This window comes from Phenylobacterium sp. RIFCSPHIGHO2_01_FULL_69_31 (assembly GCF_001824475.1).
In the GTDB taxonomy this organism is placed as follows: domain Bacteria; phylum Pseudomonadota; class Alphaproteobacteria; order Caulobacterales; family Caulobacteraceae; genus Phenylobacterium.
The window spans coordinates 1-25,393 of record NZ_MHXN01000035.1 but is presented as its reverse complement, the minus strand read 5'-3'; the positions used below and the strand labels follow the sequence as shown (position 1 = coordinate 25,393).

Sequence of the window (25,393 nt, the reverse complement as noted above, 5' to 3'; positions counted from 1 at the left end):
GTTGAGGGGAGCCCACCAGATCCTGCGTATAGAGTCATGACGGATGATCGGGGTGTTGCGATGGACGACAGACTTGATGACGAACTGAGAGCGCTTCGATCGGAGCCGCTACCCGCCGGCTACCAGAGCCTGGAGGCGAGGGTCTGGCAGGGCATCGAGCGCGTGCGCCAGGCGCGGGCGGCCGCTCCAACGCTCCTGGCGGTACGGGCCGCGGCCGTCGTCGGCGCGCTGGGATTGGGCGTGGCGAGCGGCGGCGCGACTGCGGTCGCCGTGGCCGCGCAATCCCAGGAGGTGTCCGCCTTCTCCACTAAGGCGGAGCTCGCCCCCTCCACCCTCCTGGATCACCACGGATGAGTTTCTTCAGCCGTGGGCTGATCCTCACGCTGCTCCTGACGGTCATCGCGGCCGTCGGGGGAACCTGGATTGGCGCGCGTTACATCTATGACCAGCGCCACCAGCCTTCGCTGCATGAGTTCGTCCACGAAGAGCTGAAACTCGCCCCCGAGCAGCGGAAGAGGCTGGATGTGCTCGAGCAGGACTTCGCGGTTCGTCGTCGGGCGCGGGAGGCCGAGCTGCGCGCCGCCAACGCCGAGCTCGCCCGGGCCATTCAGGTGCGTCACGAGTATTCGCCGGAGGTGAAGGCCGCGGTCGAACGGTTCCACGACGCCATGGGGGCCCTTCAGAACGAAACCATCCTGCACGTCCTGGCGATGCGCACCGTGTTGACGCCGGACCAGGCTGCGCAGTTCGACAAGCGTGTCGCTGAGGCCCTCACTGAACAGGCGCCGTGACGCTTCAGGAAGAGACGGACGCCGATCTCGTCCGGCGCGCGCGGGGCGGGGAGGATCGGGCGTTCACCACGCTCATGCGTCGGCACAAGCCGTCGCTGTATGGCTTCGTGCGCCGCTACGTCGGCGACGCCGACGCGGCTGTCGATGTCGTGCAGGAGACCTTCGTAGCGGCGTGGAAGGCGCTCGCGCGTTTCGACGATCTGCGGGCGTTCCCGGTCTGGCTGCGCGCCATAGCCCTCAACAAGTGCCGCGATCGCGCCCGCCGTCTGGCGGTTCGTCGGTTCATCCTGGGAGAGAAGGACGACCAATCAACCGAGGCGCAGGCGCAAGCGGATCCGGCGCCCGACGGGGAGGAGTCGGTCGTTGCGGCGCAGCGCCGGGCCATCGTCCAGAAAGCCGTCGACCGCCTACCGATCAAGCTCAAAGAGCCGCTGCTACTGACCTATTTCGACGAGCTCACTCAGCAGGAAGCCGCCGCGCTCCTGGGGGTGACCGTCAAGACCGTAGAGACGCGCGTCTACCGGGCCCGCCAGCAGCTTGCGGAGCTTATCGACCGATCGGCGATTTAATCCTCAGAAGTTCAGGGGCAAGCGCCCCGAGCTGCGTAGAGTTTGTGTGGGCGGGGCGCTTGACCTTCCCGCGGTGGGAAGCCCTATCACCTCGTCTATTGTTCCGATCGTAGGATTTCGAATGTCCAGGCCACGACCTGACCTTGACCGCCGCGCCCTGATCAAAGGCGCGGCCATCCTCGGGGGCGGAGCGGCGATCAGCTCGCTGCTGCCCGCCTGGGCGCAGAGCGCGACGCCCGGCCAGGTGTCGACCCTGCCGACGCTTTCCGGCGAGGACATCAAACTGACGATCGGCCACACACCGATCACGATCGACGGCAAGCGTCGCCATGCCGTGACGATCAATGGGACCGTGCCCGGTCCGCTCATTCGTCTGAAAGAAGGTCAGCGGGTCCGGATCGCGGTGACGAACACCCTCGATGAGGACACCTCGATCCACTGGCATGGGCTGCTGGTGCCTTTCGAGATGGACGGCGTTCCGGGGGTCAGCTTTCCCGGCATCCGCCCCGGCGAGACCTTCGTCTACGAGTTCCCGATCATTCAGTCAGGCACCTACTGGTACCATAGCCACTCGGGTCTGCAGGAGGCGGAGGGCCACTATGCCCCAATCGTCATCGAGCCGGCGAAGCCCGATCCCGTCGCTTACGACCGCGAGCACGTCTTGGTGCTAGCCGACCATAGCGAGATGCACCCGCACCTGATTTTCAAGCGGCTGAAGCAGCAGGGCGGGGTCTTCAATTATCAGCGCCAGACGATCGCCGGCCTGCTTGCGGGCAAGGACCAGACCCTCGCCGAGCGGATCGAATGGGCCAAGATGCTCATGGACCCGACCGACATCTCGGACGTCACCGGCGCGGTGATGACCTTCCTCGTCAACGGCCACGGCCCCAAGGACAACTGGACCGGGCTCTTCAAGCCCGGCGAGCGGGTGCGCCTGCGCTTTATTAACAGTGCGGCGCAGATGGTCTTCAACGTCCGCATTCCGGGCCTGAAGCTCACAGTCGTCGCAGCCGACGGCCAGAACGTCCGGCCCGTCGAGGTGGACGAGTTCCAGATCGGCAACGCCGAGACCTACGACGTGATCGTCCACCCGACCGAGGATCGCGCCTACACGATCGTTTCGGAGGCGATCGACCGTTCCGGCTTGGGGCGGGCGACCCTGGCGCCCCGCGCTGGGATGAGCGCGGCCGTGCCGCCGCTGCGTGAGCGGCCCATCCTGACCATGAAGGACATGGGCATGGACATGTCCGCGCACGGCGCCATGGCCGGCATGGACCATTCGCAGATGGCTGGAATGGATCACTCCAGCATGCCGGGGATGGATCCCGCGGGCATGGCGGCCGCCGGGCCGCCGCCCGGCATGGCTCCGCCGCGCCAGCGCGGTTCGGACGTGATGGGCGACATGGGCGGCATGAAGATGAACATGCTGGACTGGTCGAAGGCCCCTCAAATCAAGAAGGGGCCGGGCGTGCAGATGATCGCGCCCATGCCGATGGATCGCACCGGCGATCCCGGCCTTGGGCTGGAAAGCGTCGGTCATCGGGTGCTGGTCTACAAGGACCTCATCGCGCTGGATCCCAACCCCGACCCCAGGCCGCCGGATCGCGCGATGGACATCCATCTCACCGGCAACATGGAGCGGTTTATCTGGGGCTTCGACGGCTGGAAGTTCAGCGAGAACCCGCCGGCCTATTCCTTCCGGGCCGGTGAGCGGGTGCGCGTCACCCTCATCAACGACTCGATGATGACGCACCCCATCCACTTGCACGGGCACTTCTTCGAGCTGGTGCACGGGCCAGTCGGCCATCTGCCGCGCAAGCATACGGTGAACGTAATGCCGGGTGGGAAGGTGTCGTTCGATTTCACCGCCGAGGGCGGTGACTGGGCCTTCCACTGCCACATGCTCTACCACATGCACGCCGGCATGTTCCAAGTCTTCAAGGTGCGTCCGGTCGAAGGAGCGGCGGCATGATCCGGACCTCCCTCCTAGCCCTGGCGCTGGCCAGCTCGGCCACAGCCGCCGCCGCCCAGGCCGCCGATCCCCACGCCGGTCACGCGATGCCGCCGCAGCCCGCCGCGCCGGCGGATCCGCACGCAGGCCACGCCATGCCCGCCGCAACGAAGCCGTCGGCCGACCCCCATGCGGGCCACGCGGCGCCGGAGCCGCCGGAGACCTCACGCCCATCGCTGCCGACTCAAGGCTCCGAAGCCTCGGCAGCGCCCGTGGACCCCCATGCCGGGCACGCCATGCCCGCACAACCTGCGGCTCCCGCCGATCCGCATGCCGGACACACCATGCCGGGCCCAGCGGACCCTGATGCGGGACACACGATGGCGCCGATGGAGGGCGGCCAGACCGCGACCGGCTTGCCTGTCGGCAATGCGCCGGCGCCGGCCGTGATCACCGACAACGTGGCCGATCAGGTCTTCGGGACGGGGCCGATGCAGCGCGCCCGGGGAATCCTCGCGCGCGAGCACGGGGGCGTACGGATCGCGAAGCTGATGCTCAACCTCGCAGAGTACCAATCCCAGCCACCGGGCGGCGGCTATCGATGGGATGTTGAAGGCTGGTACGGCGGCGACATCAACAGGTTTGTCTTCAAGTCCGAAGGCGAGGGCTCTGGAGGCGAGGGGGTCGAGCTTGCCGAAGTTCAGGCACTCTATTCCCGCGCAGTGGCTCGTTATACCGACGTGCAAGTCGGAGTACGTCGTGACTTCGGGTCCGGAAATTCGCGAACCTACGCGACAGTCGGGGTTGAAAGCCTCTTCCCCTATTGGTTCGAAGTCGAAGCCGCAGCGTTCTTGTCCGATCGCGGCGACCTGACCGGGCGGGTCGAGGGAACCTACGACCTGCGACTGACCCAGCGCGTGGTCCTTCAGCCGCAGGCAGAGTTGAGGCTTTCGGCGCAGAAGCTCCCAAGACTCAACACTGGATCCGGAATCACGCACGCAGAGCTCGGGCTCCGCCTCCGCTATGAGATTCGCCGCGAATTCGCGCCTTACATCGGTGTGGCGTATGAGCGTGCCTTCGGGAGGACTGCGGATTTCCTCCGGTCTGCCGGCGAGGACATCGAGAGCACGACGTTTGTGGTCGGACTTCGTGCGTGGTTTTAGGTTGGTCTGAGTTGAAGCCGACGGGAACAAGACGTCTCACGCCCGGCTAATCGGGCAGGTGTGGCCTGACGCGTTCGGAAGATGGGGAAGTTTGCAAGCAAGGCTTGCGCTATTGGGAACAGCATCTCTCAGGAGGCTGACGTGAAAGACGCACAACACGGCGAGTCCGGCATGAGCGCGAAGGAGGGTCGGCATCACTATGTGATGCTCGCCATCAATCTGGCTCTGAGCCTGGCGGTTATGTATTTCGCCATGTTCACGATGATATTCAGCTGGGGCGAATTCGTCCAGAACATCAACTTCTTCTACATGGCGCTCGTGATGTGGGCTCCCATGGCCATCATCATGTTGCTGACGATGAAGTCCATGTACATGAATGCCAAGCTGAACCTGGCTTTGTACGTCACTTTCGCCGCAGTCTTCGTGCTCTCATTGATCGGCATCCGGGCGCAGGGCTTGGTCGGCGATCGCCAGTTCGTGCAGTCGATGATCCCGCACCATTCCGGTGCCTTGCTGATGTGCAAGGAAGCCTCGCTGAAGGATCCCGAGCTGCGCGCCCTCTGCTACGGCCCCGACGGCATCATCGAGTCGCAGAGGCGGGAAATAAAGCAGATGAGGGCGATCCTCGAGCGTCTTTAGATCGATCGGGCCTTGACCCTACCATCGTTGGAAGCCCCACCAGATCGGCCGAGGTTCTGACCAGGAGGTTTCCATGCTTCGCTACCAAGTCGACGACATGAGCTGCGCACATTGCGTGCAAGCCATCACTGCGGCGGTGAAGGGCGTCGATCCGGCGGCCCAGGTCGCCATCGATCTGCCGAGCAAGTCGCTGGAAGTCGCGACGACCGCAGCCGACTCGGCCGTGCGCGGCGCTATTCGGGAGGCGGGCTACACCCCGCAGGAGGCTGGGAAGGCCGCCCCATCCGCGAAGGCGTCCTGTTGCGGCGGTCGGCGCTGACCCTTGGAGGCTGATATTCGATGATCCTTCGCCGCAACCTGCTTGCCGCCGCAGCAGCCGTTCTGGCGGCGCCGCACGCCTGGGCGGCCGCGCCGCCGCCCTTGGCTGTCTACAAGACCGCTTCGTGTGGATGCTGCAAGGGTTGGATCACCATCATGACCCGGGCGGGCTATCGGCCGAAGGTGGTCAACGTCGAAGACATCACGCCAATCGGAAAGCGTCATAGCGTTCCATTCGAGCTCTCATCCTGCCACCTCGCCACGATCGGCGGGTACGTGGTCGTGGGCCACGTACCCGCCGCTGACGTCGGCCGCCTGCTGAGAGAGCGGCCGAAGGCGCTGGGCATCACCGTACCTGGCATGCCGCTGGGCTCGCCCGGCATGGAGATGCCTGACGGACGGAAGGAGCCTTACCAGACGCTGCTTCTGCTGCCGGGCGGCAAGACGCGGGTGTTCGCGCGCCACGGTTGAGCCGGGCGCGCGCCGCCTGAGCTTCTCCGAGGACGGTGTCTGCTTGCGCTGATCGAAGGACGCTATGATCTGAGGTTCACGTAGCAGCCAATCCTGCAACCGCGGGCGGAACTCGAATTGGCGGCGCACGACATGCCGCAAAGTAAGATCGGCTCCTGCTGGCCTGCCCCTGAAAATTTCCTCCACGCGGAACTAGAGTCCGGCCCTTGAGAGGACGGACATGAAGCGAGCGAGATTTACGGAAGAGCAGATCATCGGGATCCTGCGGGAGAACGAAGCTGGGGCGAAGGCGGCGAAGCTGGCCCGCAAGCACGGGTGTCGGAGGGCACAATCTACGTTTGGAAGGCCAAGTTCGGCGGGATGAGCGTGTCGGACGCCCAGCGGCTGAAGGCGCTGGAAGACGAGAACCGGCGGCTGAAGTTGCTGCGGATGCCATGCTCGACAAGGCCGCGCTGAACGAGTCGCTCGGAAAAAAATGGTAGGGCCCGCCGCTGTGCAGGGTGCGGACAGTGTTCGAGATCAGCGAGCGGCGGGCCTGCTCCATCGTCCAAGCGGACCGCAAGATGGTGCGCTACCGATCCCGCCGGCCTCCGGAGACTGAACTGCGCGAGCGCCTACGCAGCCTGGTCGCTGAGCGACGACGGTTCGGCTACCGACGACTGTTCGTGCTGCTGCGGCGGGCGGGCGAGCCGTCGGGCAAGAACCGAATCTACCGGCTCTATCGTGAGGAAGGCCTGACCGTGCGCAAGCGCCGCTCGCGCCGCCGCGCCATCGGCACGCGGGCGCCAATCCTGGGCTCCGGCCGCCGGCGTATCGGCCGATCGGTTATCAGCGCAGGCGGCGAGGCCGGCTGCAGGGCGGCCAGCGCGGTCCAGATGGGTTTCATGATCTTCTCCTCAGGTCCGGACGAATTGAAGTAGCCCTATGCGGGCGTCGGCGGAGCAGCAGGAAGCCAGCCGGGATCACCAGCATCGACAGCAGCGGGGCGGTGAGCATTCCGCCGATCATCGGCGCGGCGATGCGGCTCATGATCTCCGATCCCGCTCCGTGGCCGATGAGGATCGGGAACAGGCCGGCGAGGATCACCGCCACGGTCATGGCCTTGGGCCGAACCCGCAGCAGGGCGCCCTCCCGGACAGCCGCTTCGACGGTCGCCGGCGAGGGGTCGGGACCACCGGCCTCCAAGGCGTGCTTGAGATAGATCAGCATCACCACGCCGAACTCCGCGGAGACGCCGGCCAGGGCGATAAAGCCCACGCCCGTAGCCACCGACTGATTGAACCCCATCAGATAGAGCAGCCAGATGCCGCCGGTGAGCGCAAACGGCAGGGTGGCCATGATCAGCGCCGCCTCATCGAACCGCCGGAAGATCAGGTAAAGCAACACGAAGATGGTCAGCAGGGTGACGGGAACCACCAGCTTCAGCCGTTCGGTGGCGCGCTGCAGGTATTCGAACTGGCCAGCGTAGGCGATACTGACCCCCGCCGGGAGCGTCACCTGCTGACGCACGGCGCCATCCAGGTCACCCACCACAGAGGCGAGGTCCCGGCCTCGGACGTCCACATAGACCCAGGTCGACAGCCGGCCGTTCTCCGTCTTCAGCATGGGCGGGCCATCAGCGATCTCGACGCGGGCGACCGTTCCCAGAGTGACCTGCTGGCCTCCCGGCGTGACGATCGGTAACGCCCGCAAGCCTTCGAGACTGTCGCGCAGCTCGCGCGGATAGCGCAGGTTGATGGGGTAGCGCGCGCGGCCCTCGATCACTTGGCCGATGACCTCGCCGCCAATTGCGCCCGCGACGATAGCCTGCACATCGGCGATGTTCAGGGCGTATCTCGCGGCTTGGCCGCGGTCGATGTCGATGTCTACATAGCGCCCGCCGGTGAGGCGCTCGGCCAGCGCGGAGCTGACGCCCGGCACCGTTTTTGCGACTGTCTCCACCTGCTGGGCGACGCGGTCGAGCTCGGCCAGATCAGCCCCCGACACCTTCACGCCGATCGGGCTCTTCACCCCCGTGGCCAGCATGTCGATGCGATTGCGGATCGGCGGCACCCAGACGTTGGCGAGCCCGGGAACCTGCACGGCGGCGTCAAGTTCCTCGACCAGCCTCTCTGGGGTCATGCCCGGCCGCCACTGGTCGCGAGGCTTGAACTGGATGGTGGTCTCGAACATCTCCAGCGGCGCGGGGTCGGTGGCGGTCTCGGCCCTTCCGGCCTTGCCGAACACGCTCTCCACCTCGGGCACCGACTTGATCATGCGGTCGGTCTGCTGCAGCAGCTCGGCGGCCTTGGCTGGCGACAGGCCCGGAAGCGCCGAGGGCATGTAGAGCAGGTCGCCCTCGTCCATCATTGGCAGGAACTCCCCCCCGAGGCGGCTGAGCGGCCAAGCCGTCGTGGCGAAGATGACGGCGGCGATGACCAGCGTCGTCTTCGGCCGTCGCATGACCCAGTCGAGACCCGGCCGGTAGGCGGCCGTCAGCCAGCGGTTGATCGGGTTTCGCGCCTCGGCCGGTATGCGGCCACGGATCAGATAGCCCATCATCACGGGGACCAGGGTCACCGACAGGATGGCCGCGGCGGCCATGGCGTAGGTCTTGGTAAAGGCGAGCGGCGCGAACAGCCGGCCCTCCTGCGCCTGCAGGGTGAACACCGGCACGAACGAGAGAGTGATGATCAACAGGCTGAAGAACAGCGCCGGGCCGACCTCGGCCGCCGCTTCGGTGACCACGGCCCAATGTTCGGCGCCCTTGGGTTGGTCGCCGTCGTGCTCGTGGGCCCAACGCTCCAGGTGCTTGTGGGCGTTCTCGATCATCACGACGGCGGCGTCGACCATGGCCCCGATGGCGATGGCGATGCCGCCCAGGGACATGATGTTCGCATCGACGCCCTGCAGGCGCATCAGGATGAACGCCGCAAGCACGCCGAGCGGCAGGGTGAGGATCGCCACCAGGGCGCTGCGCGCGTGCCAGAGGAACAGCACGCAGACCAGCGCCACGACCACGAACTCCTCAAGCAGCTTCTCGGTGAGATTGGCGATCGACCGTTCGATCAGCTGAGAGCGGTCGTAGGTGACGACCACCTCCACCCCGGCCGGCAGGCTGGTCTTCAACTCCGCAAGCCGCGCCTTTACGTGCTCGATCACCGCCCGGGCATTTTCGCCGGAGCGGACGATGACCACGGCCCCGGCCACCTCCCCTTCGCCGTTCAGTTCGGCGACTCCGCGCCGCATCTCGGGACCGAGCTGTACGGTCGCGACGTCCCCGAGGCGCACAGGGACTCCGCCACCCGCGGTGCGCAGAGGGATGGCGCGGAAGTCGTCCAGATCGGCCAGGTAGCCGCTGGCCCGGACCATGTACTCGGCTTCGGCGAGCTCCAGCACCGAACCGCCGGTCTCCTGGTTGGCGCGCTGGATGGCCTCGGCGGCCTGCTGATAGGTGAGGCCGTAGGCGGCGAGCCGCACCGGATCGAGCACCACCTGGTACTGCTTGACCATGCCCCCGATGCTGGCGACCTCCGCCACCCCGGGCAGGCTCTTCAGCTCATAGCGGAGGAACCAGTCCTGGAGGCTGCGCAGCTGCGAGAGGTCGTGCTTTCCCGACCTGTCGACGAGCGCGTACTCGAACACCCAGCCGACCCCGGTGGCGTCGGGCCCCAGGGCAGGACGCGCCTGCGCTGGCAGCTGCCCCTGCACCTGACTGAGGTACTCGAGCACTCGCGAACGGGCCCAGTAGAGGTCCGTCCCGTCCTCGAACAGCACATAGACGAAGCTGTCTCCGAAGAAGGAGTAGGCGCGCACGGTCCTGGCGCCCGGAACCGACAGCATGGTGGTCGCCAGCGGGTAGGTGACCTGGTCCTCGACGATCTGAGGCGCCTGGCCGGGATAGGGCGTGCGGATCACCACCTGCACGTCGGACAGGTCCGGCAGGGCGTCGACCGGTGTGGCGCGGACCGCCAACACTCCCGCGGACAGCAGGAACAGGGCGCCCAGCAGCACGAAGACGCGGTTGGCGACGGACCAGCGAATGAGCCTGGCGATCATTGCGCGGTCGCCTTTTCGATTTGCCGGACGGTGGGCCCGGCCGGCGGCTGGTCGAAGGCGAACCGCACCCTGTCGCCGGCTCGAAGCCCGCGGGCCAGGGCCGGGTCGGCCAGTTTGAAGGTCATCGTCATGGGCGGCCACCCGAGCGCTGGGACAGCCCCATGCGACAGGGTCAGGCCCGCCTGATCGATCTTCTCGACGCGGCCGGTCGCCTCGTGCAGCGCCGCCCTCGGTGCGCTCTTCGCCCCCTCGCCGAGGCTGCGCGCGGGCGTTCCCGAGAGGCTGGCTTCCGAATCGATCAGGAACTGCCCGGACGCCACGATGCGCTCGCCCGCCTTCAGGCCGCCGAGCACCTCCAGGCGCTCGCCGTCGGACCGGCCGACCTGGATCTCCGCCGGCCGGAATCGGCCATCGCCCTCCGCCAGCATGACCAGGGTCCGGCGACCGGTGCGAATGACCGCTTCAGCCGGGATCATCAGCGCCGGAGTAGGCGGGCCGCTGAATCGGATCTCGCCGAACATGCCTGGGCGCAGGCGGCCCCCGCTGTTGACAAGTTCGACGCGGGCCGTGAGCGTGCGGCTCTCTCCGGTCATTTCCGGCAGCAGCGCCGAGACCCGGCCGGAGAACGACTCGCCCGGGTAGGCCGTGAGCGTTGCCGTGACCGACTGGCCGGGACGGATTTGCGCCGCCAGGGCCTCTGGAACCGCGGCGTTGAGCCAGACGGTTCCCAGCCCGCTGACCTCGGCCAAGGTCTGGCCGCGGGCGACGGTCATGCCGCCTCGGACGCTCAGGATGCGGAGGACGCCGCCACCAGGCGTCGTGACCGTCACCGTCGTCTGCGGCCGGCCGGTGCGCTCGACGCCGGCGATCACGCCTGGCGGCATGCCCAGCAACACCAGACGCTGGCGGGCCGCGGCGATGAGCTCGGCGTCACCGGTGCGCCGCACCGCCAGGTACTCGGCCTGCGCGCCGCCCCATTCGGGAACCAGGATGTCGGCCAGTGGGGCGCCGGCGGCGATCACGTCGCCCGGCGCGCGGGCATAGACCCGCTGGACGAAGCCGTCCGCCCGGGCCTGTACGACCGACACATCGCGTTGATTGAAGTCAATCACCCCGGACGCGGTGAGCTCGCTTCCCAGCGCCCCCCGCTCGACGACGGCGTAACGCACCCCGAGGCTCTGGAGCTGCGCCGGATCGATGCGCACGCCCGCACCGCCGGAGCCCTCGTCCGCGTAACGGGGGACCAGCGGCATGTCCATGTAGGGCGACTTGCCGGGCTTGTCGAAGCGCTGGCCCGGAACCATTGGGTCGTACCAGTAGAGGATTTCGCGATCCTCGACACCTGCGGCCGGAGCGTGGTCGTCAGCCCCGGCGGAGAGCCTGGCCAGGCCGATGCCGCCAGCCGCGCCGATCAGGAGCAGGGCGACCGCGCCGGCGGCGAGGCGGACGCGGCCGGATTGCTGCGGGTTCATTGGGCGTCGCTCCCGTAGGTGATGTCGATGCGGACAGCCTCGCGCGCCAGTGCGGCCTCGCGGTCGATGGTGGTGAGTTGGGCCTCGGCGAGGCGGGTGAAGGCGTCGAGCACCTCGGAGAGACCCGCCCGGCCGGCGGCGTAGCTGGCGGTCTCCAGGTCCGCTTGCTGCTTCGCCGCGGGGAGTACGACGTTGCGGGTTCGCAGCCACTGTTCCCGACGCATGACCTGGTCGGCCAGATCGGCTTCCAGCGAGGCCGCCAGGGCGCGGCGGGCGGTCTCCCGCTCGGCCTCGACCCGACGGGCGTCGGCGGCGCGGGCGGCGATCAGCGGGTCCTGACGACGGGAGGCGAACAGCGGCAGGCGAACCGTGACACCGGCCGAGACCATGTCGCCGAACATCGGGTCGCGGCGGCCATAGCCGACCTCGAAGGCCCAGTCCGGCCGCCTTGCCGCGCGGGCGAGGTCAACCTGTGCAGCGGCCCGGCGGGCGGCGGAGGCATAGGCAAGCAGCGCGGGTCGACGGTCCAGCCCGGCGCGAAGCCGCTCGGCGTCGAGTGCGGGCTCGGGCGGCGGGCCCGTCACGTTTGGCGAGGGGTCGCCGGTCCAGCGCACCAGCTCCGCACGAGCCCGGCCGAGCGCAGCGACAAGTTCGCTACGCCGGTCATCGAGCGCCGCGCGCTGTGCCACCGGCGTCAGGGCGCCGGCCGGGCGCGTGGCGCCGGCAGTCACACCGGCCGGCGCGGCGTCCCAGAGCGGCTCCAGGGTCTGCAGGACGCTGTCGAGCGCGGCCAGGCGTCGACCGGCGTAGTGAAGGTCGATCCACGCGAGCGCCGCGCCCAGCCGCACATCGAGGGCTTCCACCGCGACCTCCGCCTGGGCCGACCCGATGTCCGCCCGAGCGATGCCGGCCTCGGCGCGCCGGCGCGCCCCGTTCGGCACCTCCTGCATAAGGCCGAAGGTGGCCATGGTCATTTCGTCAGCCCCGAAGCGCCCGGCCATGGGTCCAGAGATCGGCACATTCTCGAGCCCGACCTTCAGCTGGGGGTCGGGGAGGGCGCCGGCGGCGGGCAACGCGGCCCGGGCGGCTTCGACCTTCAGCGCTGCCGCTTGCAGGCTGGGCGCGTTTGCGCTCGCCAGCGCCAGGGTTTGGTCGAACGTCTGCGGGTCCGCTGACGCGGGGGTGGCGATTGCGGCGCCGACCAGCAGGGCCGGCAGCCAGCGATTGGGAGACATGCTCCGAACTCCTCGATGACAGCGCCATGGCGCCAGAGCCGGCGCGTATAGCGGGCCGGGAATCTGTCGAAGGTCAGAGGCGGATGGGAGGGCGCAGCACCTGGTCGGGCGGCCGCGAGGGCGTGGCGACGGCATTGCGCCAGGGGCGTCGCGCCGCGTCATGTGAAAGGCGCGCGAAGACAACCGCGCCCAACTCGGGGGCCGGCGCCGCCGCGGCGGCCTGGCACATTACCACCTGTTTGCACGGAGTCTGGGAGCCGTCCTCCGAGTGCGCAGGAGACGGGTGGCTGTCGCCGCTCGCCCCTGACGCTGCGGCGTCTTGCAACATCATCTCACAGTTCGGAGGACACGGGTCGCAGCCGGCGCCTGCGGCCACGGCAGGGGACCCGGCGATCACGAGCATGATCGACGCGATGAGGGCAAGCAGATGATGCAGCCTGCGGAGCAGCGGGTTCCTCCTAGGACGCAGGATGCGCCCACTGGGGCGGACTCTCAAGAGTCGACATCGTGCAAGCTACAGGCGGCTTGCCTCCGCCGCCTTGATGGAAATCAACACTGCTTCGAGGGGTGTGGCGCAAGTGTGCGTCTGGGATGAGGGGCGCAGGAGGCGACGCATGGACGATCGGAAACCCGCCGAGGGGCGCGCGGACGAGGTTCTCAATCGGCAGTGCTTCTGTATTACCCTGGAGCGGGATGCTTTGCGCGCGGCCATCCGCGCCGAGGCCGGCGATGCGGACCTGACCGACGTCCTGCTGGCGCGCCGACCGCATCTGTTCTCCGATACGCCGGTGTTCCTCGCGAATCGGGACCTCACAGCCATGCTGGAGGTGGTCGGGGCCATCGAGGCCGCGGCTGCGACGCCGCCCTACCAGCGGGCGGTGCTGGCCTGGGCGCCGCAGATCGCCCACGCCGATTTTGGGCTGCGGGGTGTCTTCATGGGCTATGACTTCCATCCCGGCGCCGCGGGGCCGCGACTGATCGAGATAAACACCACCGCCGGCGGAGCTTTCCTGAACGCGCTCCTCGCACGCGCGCAGAGCGCCTGCTGCGCGGAGGCGCAGGAAGCGCTCTCCACCGTTGGTGAAGGGGCCGGCGTCTTTGAAGGTGCGGTTTGGGATATGTTCCTCGAAGAGTGGACGCTGCAGCGGGGCGCGGGGCGGCCGATCTCGATCGCCATCGTCGACAACCAACCGGGCGAACAATACCTCTATCCTGAGTTCCTGCTGGCCAAGGCCCTGTTCGAGCGGAGGGGGCTAGATGCCGTGGTGGCCGATCCTGCCGAGCTCGAATACAGCGGGGGAAAGCTGCTGTATGATGGTCGCGAGATCTCGCTGGTCTACAACAGGCTGATTGACTTTGCGCTCGAGACGGAGGGCCATCGTGCGCTCCGCGACGCAAATCGCAATGGCGCGGTGGTCGTGACGCCCAACCCCCGCAATCATGCCCTGCTCGCAGATAAGCGGAACCTCACGCTGCTCTGCGATGGGGAGGCGCTGGACGATCTTCGGATTGCCAACCACCAGCGACAGGCGTTGCTCAGGGCCACGCCAAAGACGGTGCTGGTTGAAGCTGGGAACGCCGACGCGCTCTGGATGGCGCGCAAGCGCTACTTCTTTAAGCCAGTCACGGGACATGGCGGCAAGGCGGTGTACCGCGGCGACAAGATCACCCGCGGCGTATGGGAACTGGTGGCGAGCGGCGGCTACATCGCCCAGGAGATTGCGCCCCCCAGTGAGCGGCGAATTCGGGTGGATGGACAAGAGCAGTCGCTGAAGTTGGACATGCGCCTCTACACCTACCGTGGCGAACCGCTCCTCTCAGCGGCGCGGATCTACCAAGGGCAGACGACCAACTTCCGGACGCCCGGTGGCGGGTTCGCTCCGGTCTATGCCGTGTGAAAGCGCTCCATGGCCACCGGTTGCGGGCATGGAGACGCCCTAGGGAGCAAGGGAGCCTGCAACACGCCGTTATTGCTCCAGGGTGGCAAAACCCGGGTCTTTGCCATCACGCCTAGAGGGCTGATGGCGGCGCCAACGTCCCGAACCAAGCGACCAGCGCCAGAATAATCAGCCCCACGGCTGTCTCGATCGCCACGCTCCTTCGTAGCGCCGTCAGGGCTGCGGCGTACGCATCCGGAGCTGCGAGCGCCCTGCCAAGACCCGGCGTCAGCCCGAACCGATTGGCCGCCGCCAAGCCGAGCATGGCCGTGAAGAGGACCAACTTCAGGCTCAGAAGCCGCCCATAAGGGGTGGTCCAGAGGCCGTCGATCCGGTCCACCCCGACCAAGAACCAGCTGTTGGCGAGTCCGGTCGCCACCAGGACCGCCACCAGCAGCGCACCCACGCTCGAAAAGCCGTGCAGCGCCCGGTGCAGGGCGACGACCTCTGCCGGCACGGGGCTGCGGGTGCGCAGGATCAGCGCGAAGGCTACGAGCGCGCCGATCCAGACGGCCCCTGCCCAGCTGTGAAGGATGTCGGAGACAAGGTGGATGACACCGCCTGGCCCCTCCGTCGCCGCGCCATGACCCATCCAGGCGAAGGTTGCGGTCGCGACCATTCCCAGCGCGGCCGCGACGATCCAGCTGGCTCGCGCTGGCCTCAGCATCACGGCGAGGATCGTGGCCAGGAGGGCGACTCCGGCCCTCAGGACACCCGCCTTGCCGAGGTCCATGCTCGTCACCACGGCGCCGAGCGCCTCGGGTTTGAGTCCCTCCGCTATCGATCCGGCCAGCACGCTGGCCTGGGCCGCGATCCAGAGCAGCGTCGCGAGCGCGAGCAGCACGCCTGCGCCCGTCAGCAGCTTGCGGGTCCACGGCGCCTCCGCGGCCGAGCCGGGACCCGTGGCGGGGAGGGCATAGATGAAGAAGAGCGATGATCCCATGAGGACCATCGCCCCCGCATACTGCAGCAGCCTGAGGATGATGACCGCAGGCTCAAGCACGTCAGCCGACCTTGAAGGCCACTTCGCCTGTCATTTTGTGGCCGTCGGCCGAGGCCGCGGACCACACGATCTTGTAGGCTCCATTGGTCAGCGCGCTCTGTGGCGTACCGGTGATGGACTTGCCGTCCTTGGAGACGGTCGTCTTCACCGGTACTTTCATGCCGCCATGCTCCGGCATGGTGAGCTCGAATTTGGAGAAGGCCGGTACGAGCTTTTCGTTGAAGGTCAGGGTGATGACCTTCGGCGCGGCCGCGACGGCGGCGTTGGCCGCCGGATTGGAGCTCACGAGGTGCGCATGCGCCCAAGCCGGGCTGGAAGCGATGAGGGCCGTTGCTCCCGCAAGGGCGGCAAGTCCGAAAAGGCGGGTCTTCATTGGGGTCTCCGACAGGGTGTCTGTGAACGTCTACGCATCTCAGCGCGGCAACCCCTCAAACTAGCCGCCGCGCCTGCACCGGGCGTGAATGAGTTCCCGACTTGAGAAGCAAGGCGCCTCCTCCGGTCGAAAGGCGCCTCGCCCAGTCCTCGCCAGCGGTTGGTCCGTGAAGCGCGCAGAGAGCGTGCGCACGTAGTCGAGGGCTGGCGGCTCCGCGTCATATAGGGTAGGGGGGTAGCCTATGGCGCAAACGACGAACAACAAAGAGCAGCTCTTGGCCCGGGTCCGGCGTATTGCCGGCCAGGTCGCCGCGATCGAGAGGGCCATCGCTGACGAAGCGGGCTGTTCGACGATCCTGCATCAGGCTGCCGGCGTGCGCGGGGCTGTTAACGGGCTGATGGACGAGCTGATTGAGGACCATGTCCGCGAGCACGTGGCCCGGCCCGACCTAACGGATGCGGACCGAGCTTCCGGCGCCGAAGAGCTGATCGCAGTCGTGCGCCGATACGCAAAATAGGAAGAGCCGCCTTGAATCTGTCAGCTTCAGACGAGGCCTTGTCCCACGACCACGTCTTCCTCGGCGAACGGCACGATGAAAATGCCCGACGCACGCTGTGGGTCGTGGCCCTAACCGCCGTGATGATGGTTGGCGAGATCATCGCCGGCAGTGTCTTCAACTCGATGGCCCTGCTCGCCGACGGATTCCACATGGCGACCCACGCGGGCGCTCTGGCCGTCGCGGCGGCGGCTTACGCCTACGCTCGCCGTCACGCGCGCAGCCGGCGCTTCAGCTTCGGTACGGGCAAGGTCGGCGATTTGGCCGGCTTCGCCTCTGCGCTTGTGCTCGCCCTGATCGCGCTCGCGATTGGTGTCGAATCCGTCGTCCGCCTTCTCAACCCGCAGCCCGTGAGCTTCGGCGAGGCCACGCTCGTGGCCGTAGTGGGGCTCGCCGTAAACGTCGTGAGCGCCCTTCTCCTGTCGGGGGGGCACGATCACCATCATGGCCACGCTCATGTTCACGAGCATCCCGATGGCGGTGATCACCACGGCCACGCCTCCGATCGAGCGCACGCGCATCACGATAACAATCTCCGCTCCGCCTTCGTGCACGTCCTTGCCGACGCGCTGACCTCGGTGCTGGCGATCGGGGCGTTGGTCGCCGGGCGATATCTGGGCTGGGTTTGGCTCGACCCTGTGATGGGCATCGTCGGCGCGGTCGTGATCTCCGTCTGGGCCTGGAACCTGATGCGCGACACAGCCGCCGTGCTGCTCGATACGGCTGATGCTCACCTGGAGGGCGAAGTGCGTCAGGAGGTTGAAGGGCTCGGGGACGCCAAGATCACGGACCTGCATGTTTGGCGGATCGGGCCTGGCGCCCACGCGGCGATTGTCAGCTTCACGGGCGACGCTTCAGCCGCCGACGTGCGCCAACGTCTGCGCAGAGTGCATGAGCTGGCGCACGTTACGGTCGAACCCCGATGAATCCGACAGCACGACAATGTTTGAGGGTGGGGCTTCACAGGTGCGTCCGAGCTGCGCGCCCAATCGATCCTATCGGACCTGATCAGCGCCCTCGGCAAGGCCAAGGCATCCCTCGTGCAGGGCCAAATCGAACATCACCTCGAAGACATCGTTTCGCGGCTCAGTCGCATCGCACGACCAACTCGGGCGCCTATCCGGACTCGCGAAATACCTGTGAGCGTCCGACGCTTAAGTTCGCGCTGAGGAAGCGAACGTCATGTTGAGCGTTCTAGGAGACCGCACCTATCGGCATCTCTTTTTGGCCCAGGTCATCGCCCTGATCGGCACGGGCCTAGCGACCGTCGCGCTGGGTCTCCTGTCCTACGATCTTGCGGGCGCGAACGCCGGCGCCGTGCTCGGCGGGGCCCTGGCGATCAAGATGATCGCCTATATCGGGGTAGGCCCGGTTGTGAACGCCTTCGTCGACCGTCTGCCGCGGCGCGGCTTTCTGGTCTCGATGGACCTCGTCCGGGCCGCCGCGACCCGAACTCGGGTCAGATCACGAGCACCCTTGAGACCAACGCGAACCTCGGCACGCTGAAGACCAGCGGCACCGACTTCCAGGTCGACTGGGTCGTGGCCCTGGCCGATGTCGGCGGGCCGCACTGGGGCACGGTGGCGCTCAACGTCATCGGCACCAAGCTGCAGGAGTGGAAGCGGCAGGACCTGCCCGGCGGCGCGTTCACCGACCGCAAGGGGACGATCTCCAACACCTTCGGCCTGACCCTGCCGGAGTGGAAGTTTTTGTCGACCCTGAGCTGGAACTACGACCCCTTCAGCCTGGGCGTGCGCTGGCGCTACCAGGGCTCCGTCGAGAACTTCAACAACCGGGAACAGGTCCTCGACGCGGTCAACTACTTCGACCTGAACGGCTCGTGGAAGCTGAACGAGACGGTGACGGTCCGCGGCGGGGTGAACAACCTCACGGACAAGCAACCCCGGGTCTATTCGCCGTCGATCGCGGCGAACACCGACCCTTCCAGCTACGACCTGGTCGGCCGTCGCTACTACATCGGCCTCACGGCCCGCTTCTAAGCTCGAAAAGGTTCGAACCGATGAGAAGATCTTTGCTGACCGTGGCCACTGGCGCGACCCCGACGCGCTGACGGTGCTGGGGGTGGCGAACACCAACCAGCAGGATCCGATCTCGGGCTCGGTCAACACCAAGGAAGCCTATCTCGAGCTCTCGGCGCCGCTGCTGGCGGACATGCCCTTCGCCGAGCGCGTCGAACTGAACGGCGCGGTCCGGTACTCGGACTACAACCTGTTCGGCAACAACATCACCTACAAGCTGGGCCTGGACTGGACGGTCATCTCCGGCCTGCGCCTGCGGGCCACGTACGGCACCGGCTTCCGTATCCCCAGCGTCCCCGAGCTGTTCGGCGGCGTCGCCGAAGGCAACCTGACGACCACCGATCCGTGCAGCCGCTACTCCACGAGCGGCGATGCGACGCTGATCGCCAACTGCCAGGCCTCCGGCGTGCCGGCCGGCTACGTCCAGCTCGGCAACACGGTGCTGACGACGGTGGGCGGCAACCAGAACCTGCAGCCGGAAGAGTCGGAGAACCTGACCCTCGGAGCGGTCTTCCAGCCGGAGTTCGTGCCGGGCCTGTCGGTGACGGTCGATTACTTCGACATCCAGATCAAGGACGCGATCCGGAACATCCCGGGCTCTACGAAGCTCGCCGTATGCTACGCCAGCCCGAACCTTTCGCACCCGTTCTGCGGACCCGAACACTTCACCCGCAGCACGCGGACCGGTGAGGTGAACTTCCTCTCCTCGCAGCCGACCAACGCCGGCAAGGAGACGATGAAGGGGGTCGACTTCGGCGTGCGCTACGCCTTCGACGTGGCGCATCTTCGCGCCGACCTCGACTGGAACACGACCTACCTCGCCAAGTACGAGGTGATCCCCTTCGTGGGCGCCGACCCGATCATCTTCGACGGCTATATCGGCGGCGGCAACGGCGGCTATCCGCACTGGCGTTCGAACGCGAGCCTGACGGTGTCGGACGTCAACTGGAACGCCACCTGGTCGGTGCAGTGGATCGGTAAGGCGAAGGACTTCAACGCCTCGCCCGGCGACATCGGCGACGAGACGCCGAACGACTTCTACCACAACGTCCAGTTCGCCTACCGCGTGTCGGAGAAGGCCAACATCGCCGTCGGCGTCGACAACCTGTTCGACCGCGACGCGCCGTTCATCCAGAGCTGGACCGACGCGAACACGGACACCATGACTTACGACCTGCTGGGTCGTAGGGGCTACGTTCGCCTGCAATACACGTTCTGACGGACGTAGGTTCCGGGCGCCGGAGAGAGGCCCCAATGCTCTCCGGCGCCTGCCCTTTTCTAGAGACCCCCGATGCGGCTACCCGCTCTCGCCCGCACCACGCACAAGTGGTTCGCCCTGATCCTCGCCATCCAGGCGGTGTTCTGGACCCTCAGCGGCCTCTACATGACGGCCGTCCACATCGACATCATCCACGGCGACCGGCTCGTGCGCGCCCAGGCCCCACAGCCGATCGCGCTCGCCGGCCTCGTGGAACCGACGCATCTCGCCCACCTCGCGCCCGGACTGAAGGCGGCGCGGCTTGAGAACCAGCTGGGGCAGCCCGTCTATGTCGTCGACGCGGATGAGGGGAAGGCGCTGTTCGACGCCCGCAGCGGCGAGAAGCTGTCCCCCTTGGGCGAGGGGGCGGCGCGGGCCCGGGCCAAGGCGCTGTTCGCCGAGGACGGCGACATCGTGAGCGCCGAGCTACTCACCAAGGCTCCGCTGGAGATTCAGACCCGACCCGTGCCGATCTGGCGCGTCGAGTTTGAAGGCGCCTGGCGGCCGACATTCTACATCTCGCCCCAGACCGGCGAGCTCGTCTCCCGCCGCCACGACCTGTGGCGCACCTTCGACTTCGTCTGGATGTTCCACATCATGGACTACGATGACCGTCAGGACGTGAACAACATCCTCATTCGCATCTTCACCTGGATGGGCGTCGCCACGGCGGCCACCGGTGGGTGGCTGCTCCTCTACAGCTTCCGCCGCAAGCGGCGGGTCCGAAAGGCCGCGGCATGACCTGGTCGCCCATGTTCCTGATCCGCTGGCTGCACAAGTGGTCCGGCCTGGTCCTGGGCCTGCAGTTCCTGCTGTGGGCGCTGAGCGGCGCCGTGATGGCGCTCCTCGATCACCACAAGGTCTCAGGCGAACATGCGCTCGCCCCGCCCGCTGAGCTGCCGGCTGCCGCTGCGCTGCTGCCGCTGACCGGCGTGGCCGGAGCGGTCGGCGAACCCATCACCAAGCTGCGCCTGAAGCCGCTGTACGACAGCTGGGTGTACGAGGTGAGCACGCCCCGCGGCGTCAGGGTCATCAATGCAACGACGGGGCAGCCCGTCGTCATCGACGCAGCCAAGGCGCGCGAGCTCGCCGTGGCAGGCTTCACCGGATACGAGCCGCCCAAATCTGTAACCTACGTGGCCAAGTCCACGCTGGAGACTCGCGACCTTCCGCTGCCTGTCTGGAGGGTGGAGTTCGCCGACAAGGAGCGGCACGCTCTGCTCGTGTCCGCCAGCACCGGCGAGGTGCTGGCCGCGAAGAACGACACCTGGCGGCTCTGGGACGTGGCCTGGATGCTGCACATCATGGACTACGACGACCGCCAGAGCTTCAACCATCCGCTCATCGTCACGCTCGCGACGGGGGCAACCTGGCTGGCGCTCAGCGGCCTGATCCTGCTGTTTCGCAGCTTCCGGCGCTCGGACGTGGCCTGGATCCTGGACCCGCTTGAGGCCTTGGCGGAGCGCCGGCGGGCCAAGCGGACGGCGCCGCTGCCGCCCGCCGCCAAGGACAGCCGCCCCCGGGCTTGATACGTGGCATTGCAAGCGCAAGGCTGCGTTACGCAGGCGCGGCCGAAAGCGAGTCCATGAGTGCTGCCGCTGCCCTGACGCTTCACAAGCGGATCCGCTCGGACATATCCGAGCGCATCTTGTCGGGGGCATGGCCCCCGGGGCACCGCATTCCTTACGAGCACGAACTCATGGTGGAGTACGGCTGTTCACGCATGACGGTGAACAAGGCGCTCGCGCCGCTTGCCGAGGCCGGGCTCATTGAGCGACGTCGCAAGTTCGGGACGTTCGTGGCGCGGCCCAGGATTCACTCCGCCGTGCTCGACATCCCGGACATCCCGGCCGAGGTGAGCGGGCGCGGCGAGGCTTACGACTATGAGCTCCTGTCCCGACGCGTTCGACCCGCCACGGCTCGCGAGATGGAGGAGCTCGGCCTCGAGCGTTCGGCCGAAGTCCTCGTCCTCAAAAGCCTTCACCGGGCCGGCGGGCGGCCCTTCGCGCTGGAGGAGCGGCTGATCAACCTCGAGACAGTGCCGCAGGCCGCCGAAGCCGACTTCGCCGCCACCGCGCCGGGCAGCTGGCTGCTGAGCCATGTGCCCTGGACGGAGGCCGAGCATCGGATCAGCGCGGCGAACGTGCCGAAGGCGGTGGCGGCGGCGCTCGGCATCAAGCTGATGACCGCCTGCCTCTTGCTGGAGCGCCGCACCTGGCGAGGCGCGGACCGCATCACCCATGTTCGGCTCATCTTCCCGGGGGAGGCCTACGACCTCGTCGCGCGCTTCGCCCCGAAGAGAGGATCTACCGAGACCTGATCCCGCGCGGCCACGATGCTCCGCGCCGACGCCGCGATGCAGTACAGCGGCGCCGCTCAGGAATCTCGCGGGGCGCGCGGTGGCGCCGGCGGCGCAACAGGAGGTACCCCGCTGGGATGACAAGCATGGAGAGCAGGGGAGCCGTCAGCATGCCCCCGATCATCGGCGCCGCGATCCGGCTCATCACCTCCGAGCCGGCGCCATGGCCGATCAGCACAGGCGTGAGCCCCGCCAGGATCACCGCCATCGCCATGGCTTTCGGACGTACGCGCAGCAGCGCCCCTTCCCGAATGGCGTCCTCGACGTCACCGGGGCCCGGTTCGGGCCCGCGCTCGGCAAGGGCGTGCTTCAGGTAGATGAGCATCACGACCCCGAACTCCGCGGCGACCCCGGCGAGGGCGATGAAGCCCACCCCAGTCGCCACCGACTGGTCATAGCCAAGGAGGTAGAGCGCCCAGAACTCGCCGGTGAGGGCGAAGGGCAAGGTGAGCATTATGAGCGCCGCCTCGTCCAAACGACGGAAGGTGACGTAGAGCAGAAGGAAGATGATCGCGAGCGTCGCGGGCACGACGAGCTTCAGCCGCTCGGCCGCCCGTTCGAGGTACTCAAACTGCCCCGAGTAGGCGATCGAGACACCCGATGGCAGCTGTACGTCCTCGCTGAGCGTCTGGCGAAGGTCGCCGATCACCGAACTTAGGTCGCGGCCCCGGACGTCCACATAGACCCACGTGGAGGGGCGGGCGTTCTCCGTCTTCACCATCGGTGGGCCGTCTGCGATCGTGATGGCCGCCAGCGTGCCGAGCGTGATCTGTTGGCCCGTGGGCGTCAGGATCGGCAGCCCTCGCAGCCCCTCAAGGCTGTCGCGCAGCTCACGCGGGTAGCGGAGGCTGATCGGATAGCGCGCCACGCCCTCCACCGTTTCGCCGATGGTCTCACCGCCGATTGCGCCGGAGACGATTTCCTGGACATCGGCGATGTTCAGGCCGTAGCGGGCAGCCGCGGCGCGGTGGATCTCGTGTCAACATAGCGCCCGCCTGTCAGCCGCTCGGCGCCGGGCAACTCGGTTCACGTCCTCACATGGCCCCTGGCGGCGCGAGCGTGCCGAACCATGCGACCAGCGCCAGCACACCGAAGCCCAGCGCGGTTTCGAGGATGACGCTTCGACGCAAGTGGGCGAGGGCCGCACCCTCGCTGTCTTGAGCGCCGAGGCCGCGTCCGAGCGCTGGCGTCAGCTGGAAGCGGTTTGCCGCCGCAAGCCCGAACATGACCACAAACAGGACCAGCTTGAGCGACAGGAGCCGGCCGTAGGCCGTGGTCCAGAGGCCGTTGAGATGATCGAGCCCGACCAGGAACCAGCCGTTGATCGCACCGGTGGCGAGGAGCACGGCCACGACAGCTGTGCCGACCCCGGAGAAGCCGTGTAGAGCGCGGTGGAGGGCCCCCGTCGCTGCTGGAGTTGGGGTGGGCGTACGAAGCAACAGCAGAAAGGCGACGAGCGCGCCGATCCACACCGCCGCAGCCCAGGCGTGGAGGATGTCAGAGACGAGATGAAGGGACGCGCCGACCCCCTCTGTGGCCGCGCCGTGACCCATCCAGGCCAAGCTTGCTGTTGCGATCGCGCCAAGCGTGGCCGCCACGATCCAGGTGGTGCGAGAGGGCTTGAGGACGAGGATCAGCAGCACCGCCAGCCCCGCAGCCGCGGCGCGGATTATGGCCGCCTTGCCGAGATCCATGCCGGTGGCGACGGCGCTCAGGGTCTCGGGCTTCAACCCTTCGGAAAAGGAGCCACTGAGGATGCTGGCCTGCCCGAGGATCGACAACAGAGCCGTCGCAGCCAGGAGCGTTCCGGCGCAAGCGAGAAGTCGGCTGGCCCATGGCGCCTCGGCCGCGGATCCATCTCCTCGCCCCGGCAGTGCGTAGACGAAAAAGAGCGATGATCCCATCAGGACCATCGCTCCCAGATATTGCGCCAGCCTGAGGACGATGACCGCAGGCTCAAGCACGATCAGCCAACCTTGAAGGCGACTTCGCCGGACATCTTGTGGCCATCCGCCGTCGCCGCCGTCCAGACAACCTTGTAGGCGCCGGCGCTCAGCGCCGCCGTGGGCGCGCCCGTGAGGCTCTTGCCGTCCTTGGAGACGGTGGTCTTCACAGCGACCTTCATTCCACCGTGCTCGGGCATGACCACCTCGAACTTGGAGAAGGCCGGCACCAGCTTCTCGCTGAACGTCAGGGTGATGATCTTCGGCGCGGCGACCGTGGCGTTGGCGGCCGGGTTCGACGACACGAGTTTCGCATGGGCGGCGGCTTGCGAGGCCACGAGAAGGGTCGCCGCAGCGACCGCGACACCGAGGTGATGACGGATCATGGTGGATATCCCGACTGAAGTATTCAAAGGGATATACGCACCCGGCACATGAACCCCTCATGATCGGGCCTGCCGCCGGCGGTGGCTTGCCGGCGGCAGGTGGGATCAGCCGCCGAGCTTCGACTGCAGTTCGGCGATCTCTTTCGTCTGCATGTCGATGGTCTTCTGCGCCATCCGCCGGATCTCAGGGTCCTTCGCGTCCTGCAGGACCCGCTTCGACATGTCGATGCTGCCCTGGTGGTGTTCGATCATCTTACGCGCCCAGGTCTGGTCCGCGTCGGCGCCGGTCGCCGCCATCATCTTCTGGCTCATGGTCGCTTCCATCTCGGCGAACGGATTGGCTTGGCCGCCCTGCCCGCCGGCGTGCGCCTGAACCCATTTGTCGAGCTCGGCGCGGTCCTTGGTCTGCATGTCCATGGTCTTCTGGGCCATGTCGTGCATCGCCCCGTTGGGGGACTGGTTGAGCAGCGCCCGCGACATGTCGATACCGCCCTGGTGGTGAGCCATCATCTTCATCGCCCAGGTGCTTTCGACGGTGGACCCGACCGCTGCAGCCATCTTCTGCTTCATGTCCGACTCGATCGGCATGAAGACCGCCGCGGGCCCGCTGGCCGGGATCGCCGCATTGGCGCTCGCGGGTGAGGCCGCCGACTCTGGCGGGGTCGCGGCCGGCGCCTCGGTGCTCTCGTTGTTCTTGTTGCACCCGGCGAGACCCAGGATGGCGATCGCTGCGCCCGTCATGAGCCAGGGTGGTGCAAGTCCATTGTTCGTCAGCATGGGCGTTCCCTTTGTTCCCGTCGCGGCAACGCCTACAGCGCAGCCAGCGTTCCGGATTTACAAGAGCAGGAACCAAGTACGGCGGCAGACTCTCCCGTGATGGGAAAGTTATGCG

24 protein-coding genes and 3 pseudogenes are annotated in these 25,393 nt (G+C 67.2%); 18 read left to right on the top strand and 9 right to left on the bottom strand.

The window, feature by feature from the left end:
• The first annotated feature begins 60 nt into the window (after positions 1–60).
• The 9 genes and pseudogenes from A2790_RS19355 to A2790_RS19315 form a co-directional block, all read left to right on the top strand.
• Positions 61–354 carry a hypothetical protein gene (locus A2790_RS19355; RefSeq protein WP_257817717.1) on the top strand — a complete coding sequence of 98 codons (294 nt, stop codon included), beginning with the start codon at positions 61–63 and terminating at the stop codon, positions 352–354.
• The gene (locus A2790_RS19350; RefSeq protein ID WP_257817718.1) at positions 351–791 is read left to right on the top strand and encodes a periplasmic heavy metal sensor; all 441 of its coding nucleotides are present in this window, start codon (positions 351–353) and stop codon (positions 789–791) included. The genes A2790_RS19355 and A2790_RS19350 overlap by 4 nt, the downstream gene beginning before the upstream one ends.
• Positions 788–1,360 (top strand): RNA polymerase sigma factor, encoded by a 573-nt coding sequence (locus A2790_RS19345; RefSeq protein WP_293395135.1) that lies wholly within the window; start codon positions 788–790, stop codon positions 1,358–1,360. Before A2790_RS19350 ends, A2790_RS19345 begins: the two co-directional genes overlap by 4 nt.
• A 121-nt stretch (positions 1,361–1,481) precedes the next feature.
• Positions 1,482–3,332: a copper resistance system multicopper oxidase gene (locus A2790_RS19340; RefSeq protein WP_293395132.1), complete on the top strand. Its 1,851-nt coding sequence runs from the start codon at positions 1,482–1,484 to the stop codon at positions 3,330–3,332.
• Positions 3,329–4,474, top strand: coding sequence for a copper resistance protein B (locus A2790_RS19335; RefSeq protein ID WP_066680689.1), 1,146 nt, complete (start codon positions 3,329–3,331; stop codon positions 4,472–4,474). The genes A2790_RS19340 and A2790_RS19335 overlap by 4 nt, the downstream gene beginning before the upstream one ends.
• A 141-nt stretch (positions 4,475–4,615) precedes the next feature.
• Positions 4,616–5,113, top strand: coding sequence for a DUF305 domain-containing protein (locus A2790_RS19330; protein WP_363081300.1), 498 nt, complete (start codon positions 4,616–4,618; stop codon positions 5,111–5,113).
• A 73-nt stretch (positions 5,114–5,186) separates the two neighbouring features.
• Positions 5,187–5,432, top strand: a complete 246-nt coding sequence (locus A2790_RS19325) for a heavy-metal-associated domain-containing protein (protein WP_066680691.1) — start codon at positions 5,187–5,189, stop codon at positions 5,430–5,432.
• Positions 5,433–5,452: 20 nt separating this feature from the next.
• Complete coding sequence (locus tag A2790_RS19320) at positions 5,453–5,902, top strand: DUF411 domain-containing protein (RefSeq protein WP_293395127.1); 450 nt, start codon at positions 5,453–5,455, stop codon at positions 5,900–5,902.
• Positions 5,903–6,122: 220 nt separating this feature from the next.
• Positions 6,123–6,696, top strand: a pseudogene (locus A2790_RS19315) (transposase); the annotation flags it as partial.
• 88 nt (positions 6,697–6,784) lie between these two features.
• Here A2790_RS19315 and A2790_RS19310 read toward each other — a convergent pair.
• The 3 genes from A2790_RS19310 to A2790_RS19300 are packed head-to-tail and all read right to left on the bottom strand — an operon-like array spanning position 6,785 to position 12,647.
• Complete coding sequence (locus tag A2790_RS19310; protein WP_293395125.1) at positions 6,785–9,940, bottom strand: efflux RND transporter permease subunit; 3,156 nt, start codon at positions 9,938–9,940, stop codon at positions 6,785–6,787.
• Positions 9,937–11,412, bottom strand: coding sequence for an efflux RND transporter periplasmic adaptor subunit (locus A2790_RS19305; RefSeq protein ID WP_257817723.1), 1,476 nt, complete (start codon positions 11,410–11,412; stop codon positions 9,937–9,939). The genes A2790_RS19310 and A2790_RS19305 overlap by 4 nt, the downstream gene beginning before the upstream one ends.
• Positions 11,409–12,647, bottom strand: a complete 1,239-nt coding sequence (locus A2790_RS19300) for a TolC family protein (protein ID WP_293395121.1) — start codon at positions 12,645–12,647, stop codon at positions 11,409–11,411. The genes A2790_RS19305 and A2790_RS19300 overlap by 4 nt, the downstream gene beginning before the upstream one ends.
• Before the next feature lie 614 nt (positions 12,648–13,261).
• On the opposite strand from A2790_RS19300, the gene A2790_RS19295 reads away from it, so the two are divergent.
• A complete protein-coding gene (locus tag A2790_RS19295; RefSeq protein ID WP_293395118.1) occupies positions 13,262–14,545 on the top strand; it encodes a hypothetical protein in 1,284 nt (427 codons plus the stop codon).
• A 112-nt stretch (positions 14,546–14,657) separates the two neighbouring features.
• On the opposite strand, the gene copD (A2790_RS19290) is transcribed toward A2790_RS19295, so the two are convergent.
• Together copD (A2790_RS19290) and copC (A2790_RS19285) are read right to left on the bottom strand one after the other, a co-directional pair.
• Positions 14,658–15,587 (bottom strand): copper homeostasis membrane protein CopD, encoded by a 930-nt coding sequence (gene copD / locus A2790_RS19290; protein WP_257817727.1) that lies wholly within the window; start codon positions 15,585–15,587, stop codon positions 14,658–14,660.
• Position 15,588: 1 nt separating this feature from the next.
• Complete coding sequence (copC, locus tag A2790_RS19285; protein WP_066680701.1) at positions 15,589–15,960, bottom strand: copper homeostasis periplasmic binding protein CopC; 372 nt, start codon at positions 15,958–15,960, stop codon at positions 15,589–15,591.
• Positions 15,961–16,201: 241 nt separating this feature from the next.
• Between copC (A2790_RS19285) and A2790_RS19280 the strand changes: the two genes are divergently transcribed.
• The 8 genes and pseudogenes from A2790_RS19280 to hutC all read left to right on the top strand — a co-directional run bounded on the left by A2790_RS19280 (position 16,202) and on the right by hutC (position 22,133).
• The gene (locus A2790_RS19280; RefSeq protein WP_293395112.1) at positions 16,202–16,477 is read left to right on the top strand and encodes a metal/formaldehyde-sensitive transcriptional repressor; all 276 of its coding nucleotides are present in this window, start codon (positions 16,202–16,204) and stop codon (positions 16,475–16,477) included.
• 11 nt (positions 16,478–16,488) lie between these two features.
• Positions 16,489–17,442, top strand: a complete 954-nt coding sequence (gene dmeF / locus A2790_RS19275; protein ID WP_293395109.1) for a CDF family Co(II)/Ni(II) efflux transporter DmeF — start codon at positions 16,489–16,491, stop codon at positions 17,440–17,442.
• A gap of 256 nt (positions 17,443–17,698) precedes the next feature.
• Positions 17,699–17,959 (top strand): annotated as a pseudogene (locus A2790_RS19270) (MFS transporter); the annotation flags it as partial.
• Positions 17,960–17,979: 20 nt separating this feature from the next.
• The gene (locus A2790_RS19265) at positions 17,980–18,516 is read left to right on the top strand and encodes a TonB-dependent receptor (protein WP_308238009.1); all 537 of its coding nucleotides are present in this window, start codon (positions 17,980–17,982) and stop codon (positions 18,514–18,516) included.
• On the top strand, positions 18,428–19,774 hold the full coding sequence (locus tag A2790_RS19260) for a TonB-dependent receptor (RefSeq protein WP_363081307.1): 1,347 nt from the start codon (positions 18,428–18,430) through the stop codon (positions 19,772–19,774). Before A2790_RS19265 ends, A2790_RS19260 begins: the two co-directional genes overlap by 89 nt.
• A 72-nt stretch (positions 19,775–19,846) precedes the next feature.
• The gene (locus A2790_RS19255) at positions 19,847–20,554 is read left to right on the top strand and encodes a PepSY domain-containing protein (RefSeq protein WP_257817732.1); all 708 of its coding nucleotides are present in this window, start codon (positions 19,847–19,849) and stop codon (positions 20,552–20,554) included.
• Positions 20,551–21,342 (top strand): PepSY domain-containing protein, encoded by a 792-nt coding sequence (locus A2790_RS19250; protein ID WP_293383812.1) that lies wholly within the window; start codon positions 20,551–20,553, stop codon positions 21,340–21,342. Before A2790_RS19255 ends, A2790_RS19250 begins: the two co-directional genes overlap by 4 nt.
• 56 nt (positions 21,343–21,398) lie before the next feature.
• Complete coding sequence (gene hutC, locus A2790_RS19245) at positions 21,399–22,133, top strand: histidine utilization repressor (RefSeq protein WP_293383872.1); 735 nt, start codon at positions 21,399–21,401, stop codon at positions 22,131–22,133.
• A gap of 82 nt (positions 22,134–22,215) precedes the next feature.
• On the opposite strand, the pseudogene A2790_RS19240 reads toward hutC, so the two are convergent.
• The 4 genes and pseudogenes from A2790_RS19240 to A2790_RS19225 all read right to left on the bottom strand — a co-directional run.
• Positions 22,216–23,183, bottom strand: a pseudogene (locus A2790_RS19240) (efflux RND transporter permease subunit); the annotation flags it as partial.
• Positions 23,184–23,206: 23 nt separating this feature from the next.
• Positions 23,207–24,136: a copper homeostasis membrane protein CopD gene (copD, locus tag A2790_RS19235; RefSeq protein WP_293383815.1), complete on the bottom strand. Its 930-nt coding sequence runs from the start codon at positions 24,134–24,136 to the stop codon at positions 23,207–23,209.
• 2 nt (positions 24,137–24,138) lie between these two features.
• Positions 24,139–24,501 (bottom strand): copper homeostasis periplasmic binding protein CopC, encoded by a 363-nt coding sequence (gene copC / locus A2790_RS19230; RefSeq protein WP_257817735.1) that lies wholly within the window; start codon positions 24,499–24,501, stop codon positions 24,139–24,141.
• A gap of 105 nt (positions 24,502–24,606) precedes the next feature.
• Complete coding sequence (locus tag A2790_RS19225; RefSeq protein WP_293395102.1) at positions 24,607–25,278, bottom strand: DUF305 domain-containing protein; 672 nt, start codon at positions 25,276–25,278, stop codon at positions 24,607–24,609.
• Positions 25,279–25,393: the final 115 nt, after the last annotated feature.